The sequence below is a fragment of the Nonomuraea sp. NPDC050478 genome, from assembly GCF_044458265.1.
Lineage (GTDB): Bacteria > Actinomycetota > Actinomycetes > Streptosporangiales > Streptosporangiaceae > Nonomuraea > Nonomuraea ferruginea.
The window spans coordinates 837,004-854,930 of sequence record NZ_JBITHT010000004.1; the positions used below are offsets into that span (position 1 = coordinate 837,004).

At 73.4% G+C, this 17,927-nt stretch carries 13 protein-coding genes; 8 read left to right on the forward strand and 5 right to left on the reverse strand.

Features of this window, described 5'->3' with window-relative positions; translation table 11 throughout:
- Window positions 1–10: 10 nt before the first annotated feature.
- Window positions 11–4,498 (forward strand): ATP-dependent helicase, encoded by a 4,488-nt coding sequence (locus ACIBF7_RS23805; RefSeq protein WP_397198178.1) that lies wholly within the window; start codon window positions 11–13, stop codon window positions 4,496–4,498.
- A gap of 4 nt (window positions 4,499–4,502) precedes the next feature.
- Here the strand turns inward: ACIBF7_RS23805 and ACIBF7_RS23810 are convergent, their stop codons facing one another.
- The 3 genes from ACIBF7_RS23810 to ACIBF7_RS23820 all read right to left on the reverse strand — a co-directional run bounded on the left by ACIBF7_RS23810 (window position 4,503) and on the right by ACIBF7_RS23820 (window position 7,482).
- A complete protein-coding gene (locus tag ACIBF7_RS23810) occupies window positions 4,503–5,588 on the reverse strand; it encodes a glutamate--cysteine ligase (RefSeq protein ID WP_148033548.1) in 1,086 nt (361 codons plus the stop codon).
- 68 nt (window positions 5,589–5,656) lie between these two features.
- Window positions 5,657–6,313: a M15 family metallopeptidase gene (locus tag ACIBF7_RS23815; RefSeq protein ID WP_397198179.1), complete on the reverse strand. Its 657-nt coding sequence runs from the start codon at window positions 6,311–6,313 to the stop codon at window positions 5,657–5,659.
- A 23-nt stretch (window positions 6,314–6,336) separates the two neighbouring features.
- Window positions 6,337–7,482: an ROK family transcriptional regulator gene (locus tag ACIBF7_RS23820; RefSeq protein ID WP_148034845.1), complete on the reverse strand. Its 1,146-nt coding sequence runs from the start codon at window positions 7,480–7,482 to the stop codon at window positions 6,337–6,339.
- Between the two features lie 138 nt (window positions 7,483–7,620).
- On the opposite strand from ACIBF7_RS23820, the gene ACIBF7_RS23825 reads away from it, so the two are divergent.
- The 4 genes from ACIBF7_RS23825 to ACIBF7_RS23840 are packed head-to-tail and all read left to right on the forward strand — an operon-like array spanning window position 7,621 to window position 12,314.
- A complete protein-coding gene (locus tag ACIBF7_RS23825; RefSeq protein ID WP_397198180.1) occupies window positions 7,621–8,946 on the forward strand; it encodes an extracellular solute-binding protein in 1,326 nt (441 codons plus the stop codon).
- Window positions 8,947–8,952: 6 nt separating this feature from the next.
- Complete coding sequence (locus tag ACIBF7_RS23830; RefSeq protein WP_148033551.1) at window positions 8,953–9,957, forward strand: carbohydrate ABC transporter permease; 1,005 nt, start codon at window positions 8,953–8,955, stop codon at window positions 9,955–9,957.
- Window positions 9,957–10,808 carry a carbohydrate ABC transporter permease gene (locus ACIBF7_RS23835; protein ID WP_148033552.1) on the forward strand — a complete coding sequence of 284 codons (852 nt, stop codon included), beginning with the start codon at window positions 9,957–9,959 and terminating at the stop codon, window positions 10,806–10,808. The genes ACIBF7_RS23830 and ACIBF7_RS23835 overlap by 1 nt, the downstream gene beginning before the upstream one ends.
- 60 nt (window positions 10,809–10,868) lie before the next feature.
- Entirely contained in the window at window positions 10,869–12,314 is a 1,446-nt protein-coding gene (locus tag ACIBF7_RS23840) for a glycoside hydrolase family 3 protein (protein WP_364228227.1), read from the forward strand.
- Between the two features lie 15 nt (window positions 12,315–12,329).
- Here the strand turns inward: ACIBF7_RS23840 and ACIBF7_RS23845 are convergent, their stop codons facing one another.
- Entirely contained in the window at window positions 12,330–13,511 is a 1,182-nt protein-coding gene (locus ACIBF7_RS23845; RefSeq protein WP_148034846.1) for an ROK family transcriptional regulator, read from the reverse strand.
- A 90-nt stretch (window positions 13,512–13,601) separates the two neighbouring features.
- Between ACIBF7_RS23845 and ACIBF7_RS23850 the strand changes: the two genes are divergently transcribed.
- Entirely contained in the window at window positions 13,602–15,554 is a 1,953-nt protein-coding gene (locus ACIBF7_RS23850; protein ID WP_364228224.1) for an endonuclease/exonuclease/phosphatase family protein, read from the forward strand.
- 8 nt (window positions 15,555–15,562) lie between these two features.
- The gene (locus ACIBF7_RS23855; RefSeq protein ID WP_148033555.1) at window positions 15,563–16,012 is read left to right on the forward strand and encodes an Rrf2 family transcriptional regulator; all 450 of its coding nucleotides are present in this window, start codon (window positions 15,563–15,565) and stop codon (window positions 16,010–16,012) included.
- 46 nt (window positions 16,013–16,058) lie between these two features.
- Here the strand turns inward: ACIBF7_RS23855 and ACIBF7_RS23860 are convergent, their stop codons facing one another.
- A complete protein-coding gene (locus ACIBF7_RS23860; protein WP_397198181.1) occupies window positions 16,059–17,261 on the reverse strand; it encodes an MFS transporter in 1,203 nt (400 codons plus the stop codon).
- Window positions 17,262–17,342: 81 nt separating this feature from the next.
- Here ACIBF7_RS23860 and ACIBF7_RS23865 point away from each other — a divergent pair, with 81 nt between their 5' ends.
- Window positions 17,343–17,927 (forward strand): TetR/AcrR family transcriptional regulator, encoded by a 585-nt coding sequence (locus tag ACIBF7_RS23865; protein ID WP_364228220.1) that lies wholly within the window; start codon window positions 17,343–17,345, stop codon window positions 17,925–17,927.

Genomic DNA, 17,927 nt, shown 5'->3' on the forward strand with positions numbered 1-17,927 from the left:
GTATGTGCTGGTGAGCTCGCTCGACCGCTTCAGCCAGGTGACCAGCAGCTGGTTCTCCGGGGCCTTCGCCGCCCCCACCGCCGCCCAGGATGGCGCGTGGGAGTCGATCGCCGGCGGTGACAACACGCTGGTCGTGGCGCCGACCGGGTCCGGCAAGACGCTGGCGGCCTTCCTGTGGTCGCTCGACCGGCTGGCGGCCGAGCCGCCCGCGAAGGGCACGCGGGTGGTGTACGTGTCGCCGCTGAAGGCGCTGGCCGTCGACGTCGAGCGAAACCTGCGCGCTCCGCTGGCGGGGCTGAAGCAGACGGCGCGGCGGCTGGGGCTGCCGGTGCCGGAGATCTCGGTGGCGATCCGCTCGGGCGACACGCCCGCCGAGGACCGCAGGAGGTTCGCCGCCAAGCCGTCCGACATCCTCATCACCACGCCGGAGTCGCTGTTCCTGCTGCTGACCAGCCAGGCGCGGGAGGCGCTGCGCGGCGTGGAGACGGTGATCGTCGACGAGGTGCACGCGGTGGCCGCGACCAAGCGGGGCGCCCACCTGGCGCTGACGCTGGAGCGGCTCGACGCGCTGCTTGAGCGGCCCGCCCAGCGGATCGGCCTGTCGGCGACGGTGCGGCCGGTGAGCGAGGTCGCGGCGTTCCTCGGCGGTCCGCGCGCGGCGACGGTGGTGCAGCCGCCGGCCGACAAGCGCATCGAGGTCCAGGTGGTCGTCCCGGTCGAGGACATGACCGAGGTGGAGGCGGGCCCGTCCCCCGCCGAGGCGGAGGAGTTCGCGCCCGACCCGGCCACCCGGTCGATCTGGCCGCATGTCGAGGACCGGCTGTTCGACCTGATCGCGGCCCATGACTCGACGATCGTGTTCGCCAACTCGCGGCGGCTGGCCGAGCGGCTCTGCACCCGTCTCAACGAGCTGGCGCTCGCCCGCCGCGGGGGCGAGGTCGACCTGTCGGCGTGGGACCGCCCGCCGGCCGAGATGATGGCGCAGGCCGGGGCGAGCAAGGGCGTCGGCCCTGAGGTCGTGCGCGCCCATCACGGCTCGGTGTCCAAGCAGGAGCGGGCGCAGATCGAGGAGGCGCTCAAGTCGGGGCGGCTGCCCGCCGTGGTCGCCACCTCCAGCCTGGAGCTGGGCATCGACATGGGCGCGGTCGACCTGGTGGCGTGCGTGGAGGCGCCGCCGAGCGTGGCGAGCGGGCTGCAGCGCATCGGCCGGGCCGGTCACCAGGTGGGCGCGGTGTCCAAGGGCGTGATCTTCCCCAAGTACCGCGGCGACCTGGTGCAGACGGCCGTGGTGGCCGAGCGCATGAAGAGCGGCCTGATCGAGGAGCTCCGCTATCCGCGCAACCCGCTCGACGTGCTGGCCCAGCAGATCGTGGCGATGACGGCGCTCGACGAGTGGACCGTCGAGGAGCTGGAGACCGTGGTCAGGCGCGCGGCCCCGTACGCGACCCTGCCCAGGAGCGCGCTGGAGGCGACGCTCGACATGCTCGCGGGCCGCTACCCGAGCGAGGAGTTCGCCGAGCTGCGCCCGCGCGTCGTGTGGGACCGGGTGACGGGCACGCTGCGGGGCCGGCCCGGCGCGCAGCGGCTGGCCGTCACCAACGGCGGCACGATCCCCGACCGGGGCCTGTTCGGCGTGTTCCTGGTCGGCGAGCGGGCCTCGCGGGTGGGCGAGCTCGACGAGGAGATGGTCTACGAGTCACGGGTGGGCGACGTGTTCGTGCTGGGCGCGTCGTCGTGGCGGATCGAGGACATCACCGCCGACCGGGTGCTGGTCTCGCCCGCTCCCGGCCAGCCGGGCAAGCTGCCGTTCTGGCACGGCGACACTCCCGGCCGCCCGGCCGAGCTGGGCCGGGCCATCGGCGCGTTCCTGCGCGAGCAGGCCAAGGACGACTCGCCGGAGCGGCTGCGCGAGGCCGGGCTCGACTCCTACGCCGCCGGAAACCTGCTGTCCTACCTGCGCGAGCAGCGCGCGGCCACGGGTTACGTGCCCGACGACAAGACGCTGGTGGTGGAGCGGTTCCACGACGAGCTGGGCGACTGGCGGGTGGTGATCCACTCTCCCTACGGCGCGCGGGTGCACGCCCCGTGGGCGCTGGCCATCAACCGGCGGCTGCGCGAGCGCTACGGCGTCGACGTGCAGGCGGTCCACTCCGACGACGGCGTGGTGCTGCGCATCCCCGACACCCTGGCAGAGCCGCCGTCCGACGTGGCGGCGTTCGACGCCGAGGAGATCGAGCAGATCGTGACGGAGGAGCTGGGCGGGTCGGCGCTGTTCGCGTCCCGGTTCCGCGAGTGCGCGGGGCGCGCGCTGCTGCTGCCGCGCCGCGTGCCGGGAAGGCGCAGCCCGCTGTGGCAGCAGCGCCAGCGGGCCGCCCACCTGCTCGGGGTCGCCTCACGATACGCGTCGTTCCCGATCGTGCTGGAGACGATGCGCGAGTGCCTGCAGGACGTCTTCGACGTGCCGGGGCTGGTCGAGCTGATGCGCGACATCGCGGCCCGGCGGGTGCGGGTGGTCGAGGTGGAGACGGGGCAGGCGTCGCCGTTCGCGGCCTCGCTGCTGTTCCACTACGTGGGCGCGTTCATGTACGAGGGAGACGCGCCGCTGGCCGAGCGGCGCGCGCAGGCGCTGGCGCTGGACACGTCGCTGCTGGCCGAGCTGCTGGGCCAGGCCGACCTGCGCGAGCTGCTCGACCCTGACGTGATCTCCGACACCGAGCGTGAGCTCGCCAGGCTCGATCGGCCGCTGCGTGACGTGGAGGCCCTGGCCGACCTGCTGCGCTCTCACGGGCCGCTGCTGGCGCCCGACGTGAGCGTGCGCGGCGGCGACCCGGCCTGGCTGGAGGAGCTGGAGCGGGCGCGGCGGGCGATCAGGGTGCGCGTCGCGGGCGAGGAGCAGTGGGCGGCGGTCGAGGACGCCGCCAGGATGCGCGACGCGCTGGGGACGCCGCTGCCGGTGGGGGTGCCGCACGCGTTCCTGGAGCCGGTGGCCGACCCCCTGGCCGACCTGCTGGCCCGCCACGCCCGCACCCGGGGCCCGTTCCACGCCTCGACCGCGGCCGGCCGGTTCGGGCTCGGCGTGGCCGTGGTGGCCGACGCGCTGCGCAGGCTGGCCGTGTCCGGGCGGGTGGTCAACGGCGAGTTCCGGCCGGGCGGGCGGGGCGAGGAGTGGTGCGACGCGGGCGTGCTGCGGATGCTGCGCCGCAGGTCGCTGGCCCGGCTGCGCAAAGAGGTGGAGCCTGTCCCGCCGGAGACGCTCGCGGTGTTCACCCCGGCCTGGCACGGCATCACCGGCGGCCCGCGCGGCGGGCGGGAAGGCGGCGCGCGGGCCATGGACTCCCTCGTCCGCGCCATCGAGCTGCTGCAGGGCGCGGCGGTGCCGGCCTCGGCGCTGGAGACGCTGGTGCTGCCGTCGCGGGTGCCGGGCTACCACCCGGGGCTGCTCGACGAGCTGACCGCGGCCGGCGAGGTGGTGTGGGCCGGGCAGGGGTCGCTGCCGGGCGGCGACGGCTGGGTGGCCCTCTACTTCGCCGACACCGCGCCGCTGCTGCTCCCTGAGGCGGGCGAGATCACGGTGACGCCGGTGCACGAGCGCATCCTCGAGGAGCTGAGCGGGGGCGGCGCGCTGTTCTTCCGTCAGCTCGCCGACCGGCTGGGGCTGCTCGACGACCAGGCGGTGGCGACGGCGCTGTGGGACCTGGTGTGGGCGGGGCGGGTGTCGGGCGACACGCTGGCGCCGATGCGGGCCGCGCTCGGCTCGGGGCGGCCCGCCCACCGGCCGGCGACCCGCGGGCGGCGGGCGGTGCTGCCGAGCCGCAGCGGGCCGCCCACGGTGGCGGGGCGCTGGTGGCTGCTGCCGGAGCCGGCCGCCGAAGCGACCCTGCGGGCTCAGGCGCAGGCGGAGGTGCTGCTGGAGCGGCACGGCGTGGTGACGCGCGGGGCGGTCACCGCCGAGCGGCTGCCGGGCGGGTTCTCGCCGGTCTACCAGGTGCTGCGCGCCTACGAGGAGAGCGGGCGGTGCCGGCGCGGCTACTTCGTCGAAGGGCTCGGCGGGGCCCAGTTCGCGCTGCCGGGGGCGGTCGATCGGATGCGCGCGATGGCGCCCTCCTCCCCCGACGGCCCGCCCGGGGAGGAGCGCCGGGCCGTGGTGCTGGCCGCGGCCGATCCGGCCAACCCCTACGGGGCGGCGCTGCCCTGGCCGGCGCATCCCGGCGAGGTGGCCCACAAGCCGGGCAGGAAGGCCGGGGCGCTGGTGGTGCTGGTCGACGGGCGGCTGGTGCTCTACGTCGAGCGGGGCGGCAAGACGCTGCTGTCGTTCGCCGACGACGACCGGCTGCGGCCCGCCGTCGACGCGCTGGCGCTGGCCGTACGCGACGGCGTGCTGGGCAAGCTGACGGTGGAGCGGGCCGACGGCGAGCCGATCGTCGACTCGCCGCTGGGAGCCGCCCTGGAAGAAGCCGGTTTCCACCCCACCCCGCGCGGTCTCCGGCTGCGTGCGTAGGGCGTCAGGCGACGGTGGCCTCGATGAGGTCGTCGACCACCTCGGTGAGGTCCTGCTCGCGGGCGTGCACGCGGCGCTGCCGTTCGGCGCCGGAGCCCTTGTCGAGCAGGCGTTCCAGCCCGTCCTCGACGTAGGGCAGGTCGCCGGCCTCCGACAGGGCGTCGCTCACGTGGGCCAGGAGGCGGCGGGCCATCAGCGGGGCGGGCACGAGCGTGCCGTGGCGGACGTCGAGGCTGTCGCCGGTGAGCCCGTCGCGGGCGGCACGCCAGTAGGCGGCGCGCACCACCTCCGACGGGATCGGCAGGCCGCGGTCGCCGCGGGCCACGTCGGCCAGTGCCCTGACGACCAGGCCGCGCACCAGCCCGATGATGGTGAGGCTGTCGTTCACGTCGAGCGGCACGTCAGCCACCCGCACCTCGACCGTGGGCAGCCGGGGTGAGGGCCGGGCGTCCCAGAAGACGGTCTTCGGGTCCATGAGGGCGCCCGACTCGGCGAGCGCGCGCACGGCCAGCTCGTAGTCGCCGAAGGTGGGGAAGTACGGGGGCGCGCCGGAGACGGGCCACCGGCCCCAGCTGATCACCCGCCAGGAGGCGTAGCCGGTGTCTCGGCCGACGAAGAACGGCGAGTTGGCGGCCAGCGCGATCAGCGTGGGCAGCCAGGGCCGCAGGTGGTTGCCGACGTAGACGGCGTGCTCCTCGTCCGGCACGTCGACGTGCACGTGCAGGGCGCAGATGCTGATCTCGTCCTGCAGCGCCCTGTAGAGGCTGCGCCCCTGCTCGTAGCGGGCGTCGTCGCTGAGCGGCGGCGTCATGACGTTGCCTAGCACCGGGATGCCGCTGGCGACGACGGCGAGCCCGCACGAGCGGGCGGCCCCGGCGACCTCCTTGCGCGCGGCCCGCAACTGGGCGCCGAGCTCGGCCAGGTCGGCGGAGGGCGCGCTGCGGGCCTCCACCTGGAACCTGGTGATCTCGTGGGCCACGTCGAGCACGTCCGTGGCGGCGGCGAGGACGTCGGCCGCACGTGGGGTGACGTGGCGGGTGTACGGATCGACGACGAGGTACTCCTCTTCGATCCCGATCAGCGGAACCATGCCCACACCTCGCAGGAGTCGGGGGAGCCTCCGCACGATTTGTGCCCGCCTGCCGCCTTCCGGAATCGCTACATGCTTACTGGCCCGTAGCAAGCGGCGGGGGCGCCGGTGGTCAGGGCCCAGTAGCGGTCGCCGTGGGACCAGTGCCACCACTCGGTGGGGTAGTTGACCAGCCCGGCGGGCTCCAGGGCCGCGGCCAGGAGCTTGCGGTGGGCGCGGGCGTCGGCGGAGATGTGCGGGGCGGCGGTGTAGCAGGCGCCGTCGCTCTCCTCGGGGTTGTCGTTGACCTGGGTGCCCATGTCGTACTCGGCGCCGTCGGGGTCGCAGAGGGTGAGGTCGACGGCGGCGCCGGCGGTGTGCGGGGCGACCTCGACCGGGGAGACGTAGCGGCTGGCGGCGACGTGCGCCTCCTGCTCGGACATGGCGGGGAAGGCGGCGCGCAGCTCGTCGCGGTATTCCTCGAAGTAGCGGCGCTGGGTGGCGACGGGCCGGTAGCCCTCGACGATCATCAGGTGGTATCCGCCGGGCAGGAGCCGCTCGGCCCGTTCGAGCCTGGCCAGCACCCCGGCCCGCAGGTGGGCGTAGGCGCCGGCGGCGTCGGCGAGCCGGGTGTCGACCCGGAGCCGGTCGCGCGCGTCGGCCAGGGGCTCGCCGTTGTCCTGCACCGGGATCGCCGCCACGCGGGGATCGGAGATGAGCACGATGTCACTCGGTGGCTGCCACATGTGCAGTGATTCTCACACACGTGTCAGACGGTGTCGGAGAACACCTGTTCGCGGGCCTGTTCGAGAGCGGCCACGAGGGCGCCGCGGAGCACCGGGTTGCCGGGGACCCCGCCGGCGGCGACGCGGGGCGGCGCGGGGCAGATGCGGGCGACGGCGTCCTGGACCTTGGCGGCCAGCCGGGCGCCGCCCGCGCGGCCGATGTCGCCGCTGAGCACGATCAGGCCGGGGTCGAGGACGACGGAGACGGCGGCCGCGCCGACGGCGAGCCGGTCGGCGAGCTCGTCGAGGTAGTCGTCGCCGCCGTTGCGCACCTGGTCGGGGACGCCCGCGCCGGGCACCTGGTACGTGCCGGCCAGGTTCTGGAGTGCGGCGGTGCCGACGAGGCGCTGGAAGGACCCGGAGTTGGGGTGCTTGACGTCGGAGGGCAGCGGTTCGCCGGGCACGGGCAGCCAGCCGATCTCGCCCGCGCCGCCGGTGATGCCGCGGTGCAGCCGGCCGCCGAGCATGACGCCGAGGCCCTGGCCGACGCCGGCCCACATGACCACGAAGTCGTCGACGCCGGCAGCGGCACCGTAGCGGTGCTCGGCGAGGGCGACCAGGTTGACGTCGTTCTCGATGGTGACGGAGGCGCCGAGGTTGCGGCGCAGGCCGGCCAGCACGCCGACGTGCCAGGTGGGCAGGTCGAGTGAGAAGCGGACGTCGCCGGTGCGCGGGTCGACCATGCCTCTGGTGCCGATGACGAAGGCGCGCAGCCGCGACAGGCTGACGTCGGCGACGGCGCAGGCGCGCTCGACCGCGGCCTGGACCGTACGGACCGGGTCGCCGTCGAAGGGGTTGACCGTGACCTCGACCACGGTCCGGCCTGTGATGTCGGCCACGCCGACGGTGACGCTCTCGGGCAGCACCTCCAGCCCGGCGACGTAGGCGCTGGAGGGTCGTACGCCGTAAAGTGCGGCGTTGGGTCCCCTGCCGCCGGCGCGTTCCCCTGACACCTCCACCAGGCCCCTGTCTTCCAGCCTGGCGAGCAGCTGACCTGCGGTGACCTTGGACAATCCGGTACGTTCTCCGAGTTCGGCCCTGGTGAGGGGGCCCTCGGCGAGGAGGAGTTCGAGCGCGGAGCGGTCGTTCAGCCTGCGCAGCAGCCGAGGCGTCCCGGGGTTCCGGCTCATCTTCATGCCCCTCTCGTCACGATCGGCTAACAGACGGTTTTTTTTAAGAAAGTTTCTTGTTAGTTTAACACCTGTCGTTCGGCATTGACGATCAGCCTGGTGCGGACCGTAGGCCAGCACCCGGGAAGGGAGAACCCTGTGAGGATCGCGAAGATCACAGCCACTACGGTCACCACGGCCGCCCTGGCCCTGGGCGTGGCCGCCTGTGGCGGCGGTGAGGCGCCCGCGGAGCCCAGCGCGGCGAGCACCGCCGAAGCTAGCGGCCCCGCGTTCGCGGGCAAGGAGCTCACGCTCTGGCGCCTCGGTGACAGCAACCCCGACGCGCAGAAGTACACCGATGAGCTGGTGGCCGCCTTCCAGCAGGAGACCGGCGCCAGCGTGAAGGTCGAGTGGATCCCGTGGCCCCAGGTGAACGACAAGTTCACCGCCGCCGCGGCCGGAGGCGCCGGCCCCGACGTCACCGAGATCGGCAACGACCAGGTCCCGCTCTGGGTGAGCCAGGAGGCGCTCGCCCCGGTCACCGACATCGTCGGCTCCGGCGACCAGGCCGGGATCCCGAAGAACCTGATGGGCATGGAGACCATCGACGGCGAGACGTACGCCGTGCCGTGGGGCGGCGGCACCCGCGCGGTGCTCTACCGCAAGGACTGGTTCGAGGAGCTCAAGATCGAGGTCCCGAAGTCCTGGGACGAACTCGTGGCCGCGGCCAAGAAGGTCCAGGCGGAGAAGGGCTCGGACGTCGACGGCTTCGCCTTCAACGGCGGCTCCGACGCCAACCACCTGCTGGGCTCGCTGGCCTGGACCTCGGGCGGCGAGTACGCGGTCAAGGAGGGCGACAAGTGGGTCGGCAAGCTGACCGACCCCGCCTTCAAGGCCGGTTTCGAGCAGTACACGTCCCTGGTGACGGACGGCCTGTCCAGCAAGTCGCGGCTCACCCAGAACAGTTCGGACATCCGCACCCGCTTCTCCAACGGCAAGGTCGGCATGTACCTGACCGCGTCGTGGGACCTCGCCACGATCGAGGAGGAGAGCAAGGGCAAGCTCAAGGGCGACAAGCTCGCGTTCTTCCCCCTGCCGAGCAAGGACGGCGGTGAGGCCCAGGCATTCCTGGGCGGCAACGACATCGCCGTGTGGGGCACCGCCAACGAGCCCGAGGCGGCCAAGGAGTTCGTGAAGATGGCGACCAACAAGGACTGGGGCGTCCGGTACGCCACCGAGGGCGGCCTGCTGCCGGTCTACCCGGAGGCGCTCGCCAAGCTGGCCGAGGACCCGGCGCAGGCGCCGTTCGCGGCCGCGTTCGCCAAGGCCAAGGCCTTCCCCGCGGACCCGAACTGGACCGAGGCCAACGAGACCAAGGCCGTGCTGCAGAACGCCGCGCGCCAGGTGATCGAGGGCAAGGCCACCGCCGACGAGGCGCTGGCGGCGGCCAACACCGAGCTCGAAGACATCCTCAACCAGTCCTGACAGGCCATGACGAACACGCCGACACTCGCCCGGGGCGGCAGGCACGCTTCCGCCCCGGGCCGGGGCCCGTCCCGCAGGGGCAGGGGCAGGGGCCTGCCCGTCTGGTCCATCCCGTACGTCCTGCTGATCCCCGGCCTGCTGGTCATCGCGGCGCTGCTGCTCTACCCGATGGTCCAGGTGGCGATCATCGCCTTCCAGAAGGTGGGCCTGCCGCAGATCAGCGGGCGGCGGCCGGCCGAGTGGGTCGGCACCGACAACTTCACCCGCATCTTCGAGAGCCAGATCTTCTGGGACTCGCTGCGCAACACGGTCGTGTTCGCGGTCATCGCGGTCACCATGACGCTGGTGCTGGGCACCGCCGTGGGGGTGCTGCTGAGCAAGCTCGGCAAGAAGATGTCCACGTTCCTGGTGATCGGCATCATGTGCGCGTGGGCGGTGCCGCCGGTGGCGCAGGGCATCATCTGGCGGTGGCTGTTCGACGCCGAGGCCGGAATGATCAACTGGGCGCTGAACCTGCTGCCCGACTGGCTGTCCACGCTGGTCTTCGGCCGCGCCGACTGGACCGGCGAGCCGTGGCTCAACGACGCCTGGTCCGTCTACATGGTGCTGATCATCACGGTGGTGTGGGCGTCCTTCCCGTTCATCGCGGTGTCGGTGCTGGCCGGGCTCAAGGGCATCCCCTCCGACCTGTACGAGGCCGCGCGGGTGGACGGGGCGACCGGCTGGCGCACGTTCTGGCAGATCACGTTCCCGCTGCTCAAGCCGGTGTTCGCGGTGCTGACCGTACTGTCGATCATCTGGGACTTCAAGGTCTTCAGCCAGTTGTACGTGCTCATGAGCGGGCCGACGAACCGTGAGGCGTTCAACCTGTCCATGTACTCCTACACCGAGGCGTTCAAGGCGCCGCAGAAGATGGGCACGGGCTCGGCGATCGCGCTGGTGCTGACGGTCCTCCTGCTGGTCGTCACCGCCGTGTACATCCGGCAACTGGTCAAGCAGGAGGAGTTGTGATGAGCCCGCTGGCCAGGAAGCGCCTGGGCAAGGTGGCACTGAACGCCACGGCCCTCCTGGTGTTCCTGTTCGCGGTCTTCCCCGTCTACTGGATGGTGTCGACCGCCTTCAAGGCCAACGACCAGATCTTCACCACCGAGTTCATCCCGTTCCCCACCCATTTCACCTTCGAACACCTGCACCGGGTGCTGACCGAGGGTGTGGCGGGCAACTCGATCTGGGTCTACATGGGCAACAGCGCGGTCGTGGCGCTCGGCACCGTGCTCATCGGGGCGGTCTTCTCGCTGCTGGCGGCGACGGCGGTGGCCCGGTTCCGGTTCAAGGGCCGCACCGGCTTCCTGTTCCTGCTGCTGATCGCGCAGATGATCCCGGCCGAGGCGCTGCTCATCCCGCTGTTCCTGCAGGTCAAGACCCTCGGCCTGTACGACCACCTCGCCGGTCTGATCCTGGTCAACGTGGGGCTGACCCTGCCCTTCGGCATCTGGATGCTGCGCACGTTCGTGGCCGCGGTGCCGAAGTCGCTGGAGGAGGCGGCCTGGATCGACGGGGCGTCCAGGTTCGTCACGTTCTGGCGGGTGCTCTTCCCGCTGGTCGCGCCGGGCCTGGTGGCGACCAGCATCTTCTCCTTCATCACCGCGTGGAACGAGCTCATCTTCGCGCTGGTGCTGATGAGCGAGTCCACCGGCTACACCATGCCCGTGGCCCTGCAGTACTTCTTCGGCCACAAGGGCACGGACTGGGGCGCCATCATGGCCAGCTCCACGATGATGACCATCCCGGTCGTCATCTTCTTCATGATCGTGCAGCGCCGCATGGTGACCGGCCTCATGGCCGGCGCCGTCAAGGGCTGATCGACACCACGGGCGCCTCCCCGTATCCGAGGCTGCCCGTTTTCCATCTGATGAGGAGCCATGAGTCGTAGTGATCGGGGGCTGCGCCGCCTCGCGGCCGGTACGTTGCTCGTCGCCTTCCAGGGCACCACGCCGCCGGGCTGGGTGCTGCGCGAGCTGGAGCGAGGGCTGGGCGGCGTCACGCTCTTCGGCTTCAACGTCGACGGCCACGAGCCGCCCGCCGCGCTCACCGCGGCGCTGCGGGAAGCGGGCGGCGAGCCGGTCGTCTCCCTGGACGAGGAGGGCGGCGACGTCACCAGGCTGGCCTACCACGAGGGCAGCCCGTACCCGGGGAACGCGGCGCTCGGCGCGGTGGACGACGCCGAGCTGACCCGGCAGGTCTACCGGGCGATCGGCGCGGAACTGGCCGCCTGCGGGATCAACCTGGACATGGCGCCGGACGCCGACGTGAACTCCGAGGCGGACAACCCGGTCATCGGCACCCGGGCGTTCGGCGACGAGCCCGGACTGGTCGCCCGGCACACGGTGGCCGCCGTCGAGGGCCTGCAGGAGGCGGGGGTCGCGGCCTGCGTCAAGCACTTCCCCGGCCACGGCGCCACCCGCGTCGACTCGCACCTGGCCATCCCGGTCGTGGACGTCACCCCGGAGGTGCTGCGCGAGCGGGAGCTGGCGCCGTTCCGCGCGGCCATCGAAGCGGGCACCAAGTCGATCATGACGGCGCACGTGGCCGTGCCCGCGCTGACCGGCGGCACGCCCGCGACGCTGTCACCCGCCGCGCTCACCGGCCTGCTGCGGGGCGAGCTCGGCTACGACGGCGTGGTGATCTCCGACGCGCTCGACATGCACGCGATCACCAAGAGCGTCGGACTGGCAGGCGGCGCGGTGCGTTCGCTGGCCGCCGGCGCCGACCTGCTCTGCCTCGGGCCGATACCCGGCCACGACGAGGTGCGCGAGGTGATCGACGCGATCGTGGCCGCCGTGGACGAGGGAACGCTGCCGCCGGCCAGGCTGGAGGAGGCGGCGGCCCGGGTGGAGGCGCTGCGTGCCTGGTTCGGCGCGCCGGGGCGCACCCTGCCCGAGCGGAACGGGGTCGGGCTGCGCGCCGCCCGCCGCGCCGTGCGGCTGGCCGGCGAGCCGGCGCCGCTGTCGCAGCCGCTGGTGGTGGAGGTGGACACGCCGCCGACCATCGCCGTGGGCGACGTGCCGTGGGGGCTCGGGCGCTGGCTGCCGGAGGCGGAGGTCCTGCGGCTCGCCCCCGGCTCGGCCGACGTGACTGCGCTGCTGGCCAAGGCCGCGGACCGGTCGCTGGTCGTGGTGGTCAGGGACGCGCACCGCCACCCGGACAGCCGTGCGCTGGTCTCCGCGCTGGTGGCCGCCCGGCCGGACGCGACGGTGGTCGAGATGGGGCTGCCGGTCTGGCGCCCGGACACGGCCGCCTACCTCGCCACGTACGGTGCGGCCAGGGCGAACGCGCAGGCCGCGGCGGAACTGCTCGCCGGGACCTGAGCCACCGGCCGCCGGTCAGGACGTGAGGAGCTCCTGGCGGGCCTGGTCGAGCGCGGCGAGCACGGCGCCGCGCAGCACCGGGTTCGGGTCGGTGACGGCGGTGGTGACCACCTGCGGGCGGACCGGGCAGACGCGGGCCACCGCCTCCTCCACCCGCGAGGTGAGCGCCTCTCCCCCGGCGTGACCGACCTCCCCCGCCAGCACCACCAGGCCGGGATCGAGGATCACGCAGACGGCCGCCACGCCCAGGGCGAGCCTGCGGGCTATCTCGTCGAGCAGCGGCTCGCCCTCGGCCCCGGCCGCCACCGCCACCTGGACGCACTGGCCGGCGCTGTCGGCCGCGAACCCGTACCCCTGCGCCAGCTCCGCCACCGCCTCCGCGCTGACCAGCGACTGCAGGCCGCCCGCCAGCGACGGCAGCCGTCCCGGCGCGGTGCGGATGTCCTCCGGCAGTGGCACGCCCGGCACGGGCAGGTAGCCGATCTCGCCCGCGCTGCCCGAGCGGCCGCGGTGGAGCCGGCCGCCGAGCATCACCGCCATGCCCAGGCCGCGGCTGGACCACAGCAGCACGAAGTCGTCGATGCCCCGCGCGGCGCCGTCGGCCCGCTCGGCGATGGCGGCGAGGTTGACGTCGTTCTCGATCGTCACCTCGCGCTTGAGGTCGCCCGCCAGGGCCTCGTGGATGCCTTCGTGCCAGCCCGGCAGGTCGAAGGAGAAGCGCACGTCGCCGCTGCGCGGGTCGACCACGCCGGGAGTGCCGATGACGACGCCGCGCAGCCTGCCCAGGCCGACCTTGGCGCTCCGGCAGGCCTTGGTGATCGCGTCGTGCACGGCGGCGACCGGGTCGGGGTGACTGTCGGGGTCGACGGTGACCTGGGAGATCGTGCGGCCGTGGATGTCGGCGACCGCCGTGGAGATCAGCCCGGGACCGACCTCCAGCCCGGCCACGTAGGCGCTGGAGGGGATGACGGAGTAGAGCGCCGCGTTGGGGCCGCGCCCCCCGGCCTGCGCGCCGACCACCTCGACCAGCCCGCGCTCCTCCAGCCGGGCCAGCGTCTGGGAGGCGGTCACCTTGGACAGGCCGGTCAGCTCGCCGATCTGGCCGCGGGTCATCGGCCCGGAGGCCAGCAGCAGCTCCAGAGCGGCCCGGTCGTTGATCTCCCTGAGCAGTCTGGGCACACCAGGCCGTCGCTCCACGCTGAATCCCACCGTCACAATCGAAAAGGTTGTTGCAAGTTTAGCGCTCCCACCCTTGCTTATCGATGCAGGTGAACGCGAGGATTGCTCATGCTCTCCCTCCGCCACCAGGTCGCTCTCCTGGCGATCGGCGTCGTCCTCTTCCTCGACGTGCTGCGGGTGTTCCTCCCGTCGTTGATCACGCTGTTCGGGCGGGCCGGGTCGACGGCTCCGGAGCTGATGGGCCTCTACGCGGCCGCCTGGTTCGTGCTCCCGTTCCTGGCGCTGCGGCTGAAGCCGCGCTGGGCCGTGCTGGGCGGAGCGGTCGCGCTGGTGCTGGCCCGCGTGCTCCTGCAGGCCGGCGCCTCGCAGCTGTACGTGGCCTCGGCCGGGGTGAGCGCCGGCCTGGTCTTCCTGTACGGATGCGCGCGGACGACGACCCGGGCGGCGGCGCCCGTGGGGATCATCGGCGGAGTGGCCTGCTCGGTGCTCGGCCACCTGCTGCTCGACGGGGTGGACCTGGTGTGGCGACCCGGGCTCCTGGCGTGGGCGGCGGTGCTGGGGCTGTGCGCCGCGTTCCTGGTGCTGACCCGTACAGCGGGCGCCGACCCGGCCCGCACGGATGCTGACACCCCAGCCCGCGCGGGAGGCGCCGACCCGGCTGGTGACGCCTCAGCCCGGGCGGGTGGCGACGGCGGGCTCGCGCCTGCCGGGACCTGGTTCCTGGTCGGGCCGGTGCTGCTGCTCGCCGGGATGGCGGCCACCGGCTACGCGAAGGCGGCCGTCGGGCCGAGCGTGATCGGCTGGGACGCGCTCCTTCAGGTGGCGGCGCTGGTGGCGGCGACGGTGCTGGCGTCGCGGGTGTCGCACTCCCCCGCCTTCGACGCCGCCGCGGCCGTGCTGCTGGTGTGCTTCACGGTGTTGCTGCTGCTCCCGTCGTCCGGGTCCACGGGGCTGGGGCTGAGCGGCGCCATGGTGCTGCTGTGGACGGGCCCGGTGCTCGCCGCCTCGGCGCAACGGCCGGCGGGCGGGCGGCAGGGGGTCGCGGTGCTCGGCGGCGGGCTGGTGTTCCTGGTGGCGACCTTCGGCTACTACGCCTCGTACGACCTGGACCTGGGCATACCCAACCAGGTCTGGCCGGTCACGGTCGCGGTGGTGGCGGCGGTCGTGGCCGTGCGGCCGGGGCGGCCCCGGCCGCTGGGTCCGCGGGTGCGGCGGCGGGTGTGGCCGGCCGTGGCGGTGGCGGCGGCGCTCATGGTGCTCGTGGCGGCCACCAGCTGGCGGCCGCCGCCCGCGAACCGTCCCCTGGGCGGAGACACGATCAAGCTGGTCGCCTACAACATCCGGATGGGGTTCGGCCTGGACGGACGGCTGTCTCTGGACGACATCGCCGCCTGGACCGCCGCCCAGAAGCCGGACGTGGTGCTGCTCAGCGAGGTGGACCGGGGCTGGCTGCTCAACGGCGGCCACGACGACCTGGCGAGGATCGCCCGCGGCCTGGGCATGCGCTACTACTTCGCCCCGGCCGCCGACAACGTGTGGGGCGACGCCCTGCTCACCAACCTGGTCGTACGCGGCATCCACTCCCATCGGCTGGGCGGGCACGACTACCCGACCGGCGCCCAGGCCCAGGCCATCGTGCTGGGCGTCGGGCCCGACGAGCTCGGCATCGTGAACACCCACCTGCAGGCCCCGGCCGGGCAGGCGCCCGAGGTCGCCGCCATGGTCAGGGCCCTGGCCGCCGGGAGGGACGCCGCCGAGGCGGGCCCGCGCTCGCGGGTGGGCAACAGCCCGATGAGGCCGGTGATCCTGGCCGGGGACCTGAACATCCGGCCCGGTGACCCGGAGATGCGGGTGCTGGAGGGGGCCGGGCTGTCGGACCCGCTGCTCGCGCTCGGCGACCCGCCCACCTCGCCCGCCGACGCCCCCACGGAGCGGATCGACCACGTGCTGATCAGCGACGGGCTGACCGCCGTATCCGCCGAGGCGCCGCGGGTGCCGTTCTCTGATCATCTGCCCGTGGTGGCCACCTTGCGTCTAACCAGTGTTGACCAACAGGGATAATCGATAACATGCGCCTTTCTGCTCGCGTCGACTACGCCCTCCGCGCCGCCGCCGAACTCGCCGCGGCCGGTGCCGGCCCCACCACCGTGGGCGAGCTCGCCAAGGAGCAGGACATGCCGCCCAAGTACTTGGAGAACATCCTCCTGCAGATGCGCCGCGCCGGGCTGGTCCGCGGCCAGCGCGGGCCCGAGGGCGGCTATGTGCTGGCCCGCCCGCCGGCCGACATCTCGCTCGCCGACGTCATCAGGGCCGTCGACGGCCCGCTGGCCAACGTGCGGGGCGAGCGGCCCGAACACGTCGGCTACCGGGGCCCGGCCGAGTCGCTGCAGCAGGTGTGGATCGCGCTGCGGGCGACCGAGCGCGGCATCCTCGAAGAGGTCACGCTGGAGCACGTCGCCTCCGGCCGCCTGCCCGACCGCGTCAGCCAGCTCGCCGCCGACCCCGCCGCCTGGGACTGACCGGCCCGCGGCGCCGCCGTCGGAGGCCCCCGTACGGAAACCCCGCTCAGGTCCCCGTGCGGCTGACCGTGCTGGTGACCGCCGGTCGGCCCAGCCGGGACGCCTGCCAGAAGAGCACCAGGGCGACCACCTCCACCACGGCCGCGGCCGCCGGGAGCAGGCCCGGCCCGTGCCACTCCAGCACGACACCGCCCAGCGCGCCCCCGCCGGACACGCCCACGTACACCGCGCTGCTGTTGAGCGCCAGCGCCTGCGGCCCGGCGGGACCGGCCAGGGCCAGCAGGCGGACCTGGGCGGGCGGCGGGATCCACCACGACACCCCCGCCCAGAGCACGAGCAGCGGCAGGAGGGCGAGCAGGGCGAGCGGCCGCAGCCCCCACACGACCGTGAACGCGGCCATGACGGCGCCGAACCCGCAGATCCCCGCGATGAGCGCCCGGTCGGCCCCCCACCGGTCGCCGGCGCGCCCGCCGAGCTGCCCGCCCGCGAACCCGGCCGCCCCCGCCAGCACGAACACCCAGCCGACCTCGACGGGCCCGGCCCCCGCCAGCTCCCGCAGGAACGGGGCCAGGTACGTCATCACCATCATGCTGCCGAGCACGATCGCCACGATCCCCAGCAGTCCGGCGACCACCTGGGGCCGGGCCAGCGGCGCCAGCCGATCCCGCAGCGAGCCCTCGGCCGGTTCCGGCGCCACGTTCGGCAGCGTCCGGCGCACGGCCACGAGCGACACCAGGCCGAGCAGCGCGGCGAGCACGAACGTGGCCCGCCAGCCGAACGCGCCGCCCACCCAGGTGCCGATGGGCACGCCCAGCATCAGCGACCCGGTCAGCCCGCCCATGGCCAGCGCCAGGTAGCGCCCCTGCCTCCCGGCCGGGGCCTGGGAGGCGGTGATGGCGTACGCGGCGGGCACGACGGCCGCCGCGGCCACCGCCGCCAGCACCCGCAGCCCCATCAGCACCGGGTAGGACGTGACCAGCGCCGCCGCCCCGTTGGCGACCACGAACAGCAGCAGCGCCCCGGTCATCAGCCCGCGCCGCGGCCATGAGGCGGTCACCACGGACGCCACCGGCGCGGTCAGCGCGAACGCCAGCGAGAAGCCGGTCACCAGTTGCCCGCCCACCGCCTCGCTGACCCCGAGGTCGCGGGAGAGCGCGGGCAGCACCCCGGCGATCACGTAGTCGTCGGTGGCGAAGGTGAACATGGTGAATGTCAGTGCCGCCAGCCAGGCGGGCACTCGTTTGGACATGGGAACCCCAAAATTAAGGCAACAGTTGTTACCGAGGTAAGGTAACAGTCGTCACCTCAATGACGTCAAAGGGATTATCCGATGGCCAGGACCGCCGATCCCGCCCGCCGGGATGAACTCCTCGACCGCATCGTCGACTACCTGGCGGAGCGCGGCCTCTCGACGCTGTCCATGCGGCCGCTGGCCGAGCACCTGGGCAAGTCCACCCGCGTGCTGACCCACCACTTCGAGGACAAGGAAGAGCTGCTGTCGGCCACCATGCGACGCCTGGACGAGCGCCACCGGGCCTGGCTGCGCTCGCTGCCCGGCTGGGACGGCTCCGACAGCGTCGGCACGATCGTCCGCCGCACCTGGGAGTTCCAGCTGAGGGAGGACAACCTGCCGATCGCCCGGCTGATCCACGAGATCGAAGGGCTGGCGGCGGGCGGCCGGCTCACGGGTCTGGTGCCGGAACTGCTGGCGGACCGGTCAGCGTTCGTGGCGTCGCTGCTCCGCGATCGCGGCGTCCCCGAACGCGACGCGCTGCGCATCTCAACCCTGGTCAACTCCGCCTACACGGGCCTGCAGCTCGACGTCCTCACCACCGGCGAACGCGAGCGCGTCGACGAAGCCCTGCACCAGCTCGCCGACCTGGTCGACGAGTGGGTCGAGGCCGCCGCCCGCTGA

What these genes read in the sequence shown, in the direction of transcription:
- ACIBF7_RS23810 (WP_148033548.1), bottom strand. Translation starts at nt 5,588, where the DNA reads ATGGTTCCGCTGATCGGGATCGAAGAGGAGTACCTCGTCGTCGATCCG.
- ACIBF7_RS23815 (WP_397198179.1), bottom strand. Translation starts at nt 6,313, where the DNA reads ATGTGGCAGCCACCGAGTGACATCGTGCTCATCTCCGATCCCCGCGTG.
- ACIBF7_RS23820 (WP_148034845.1), bottom strand. Translation starts at nt 7,482, where the DNA reads ATGAGCCGGAACCCCGGGACGCCTCGGCTGCTGCGCAGGCTGAACGAC.
- ACIBF7_RS23830 (WP_148033551.1), top strand. Translation starts at nt 8,953, where the DNA reads ATGACGAACACGCCGACACTCGCCCGGGGCGGCAGGCACGCTTCCGCC.
- ACIBF7_RS23835 (WP_148033552.1), top strand. Translation starts at nt 9,957, where the DNA reads ATGAGCCCGCTGGCCAGGAAGCGCCTGGGCAAGGTGGCACTGAACGCC.
- ACIBF7_RS23840 (WP_364228227.1), top strand. Translation starts at nt 10,869, where the DNA reads ATGAGTCGTAGTGATCGGGGGCTGCGCCGCCTCGCGGCCGGTACGTTG.
- ACIBF7_RS23850 (WP_364228224.1), top strand. Translation starts at nt 13,602, where the DNA reads ATGCTCTCCCTCCGCCACCAGGTCGCTCTCCTGGCGATCGGCGTCGTC.
- ACIBF7_RS23855 (WP_148033555.1), top strand. Translation starts at nt 15,563, where the DNA reads ATGCGCCTTTCTGCTCGCGTCGACTACGCCCTCCGCGCCGCCGCCGAA.
- ACIBF7_RS23860 (WP_397198181.1), bottom strand. Translation starts at nt 17,261, where the DNA reads ATGTCCAAACGAGTGCCCGCCTGGCTGGCGGCACTGACATTCACCATG.
- ACIBF7_RS23865 (WP_364228220.1), top strand. Translation starts at nt 17,343, where the DNA reads ATGGCCAGGACCGCCGATCCCGCCCGCCGGGATGAACTCCTCGACCGC.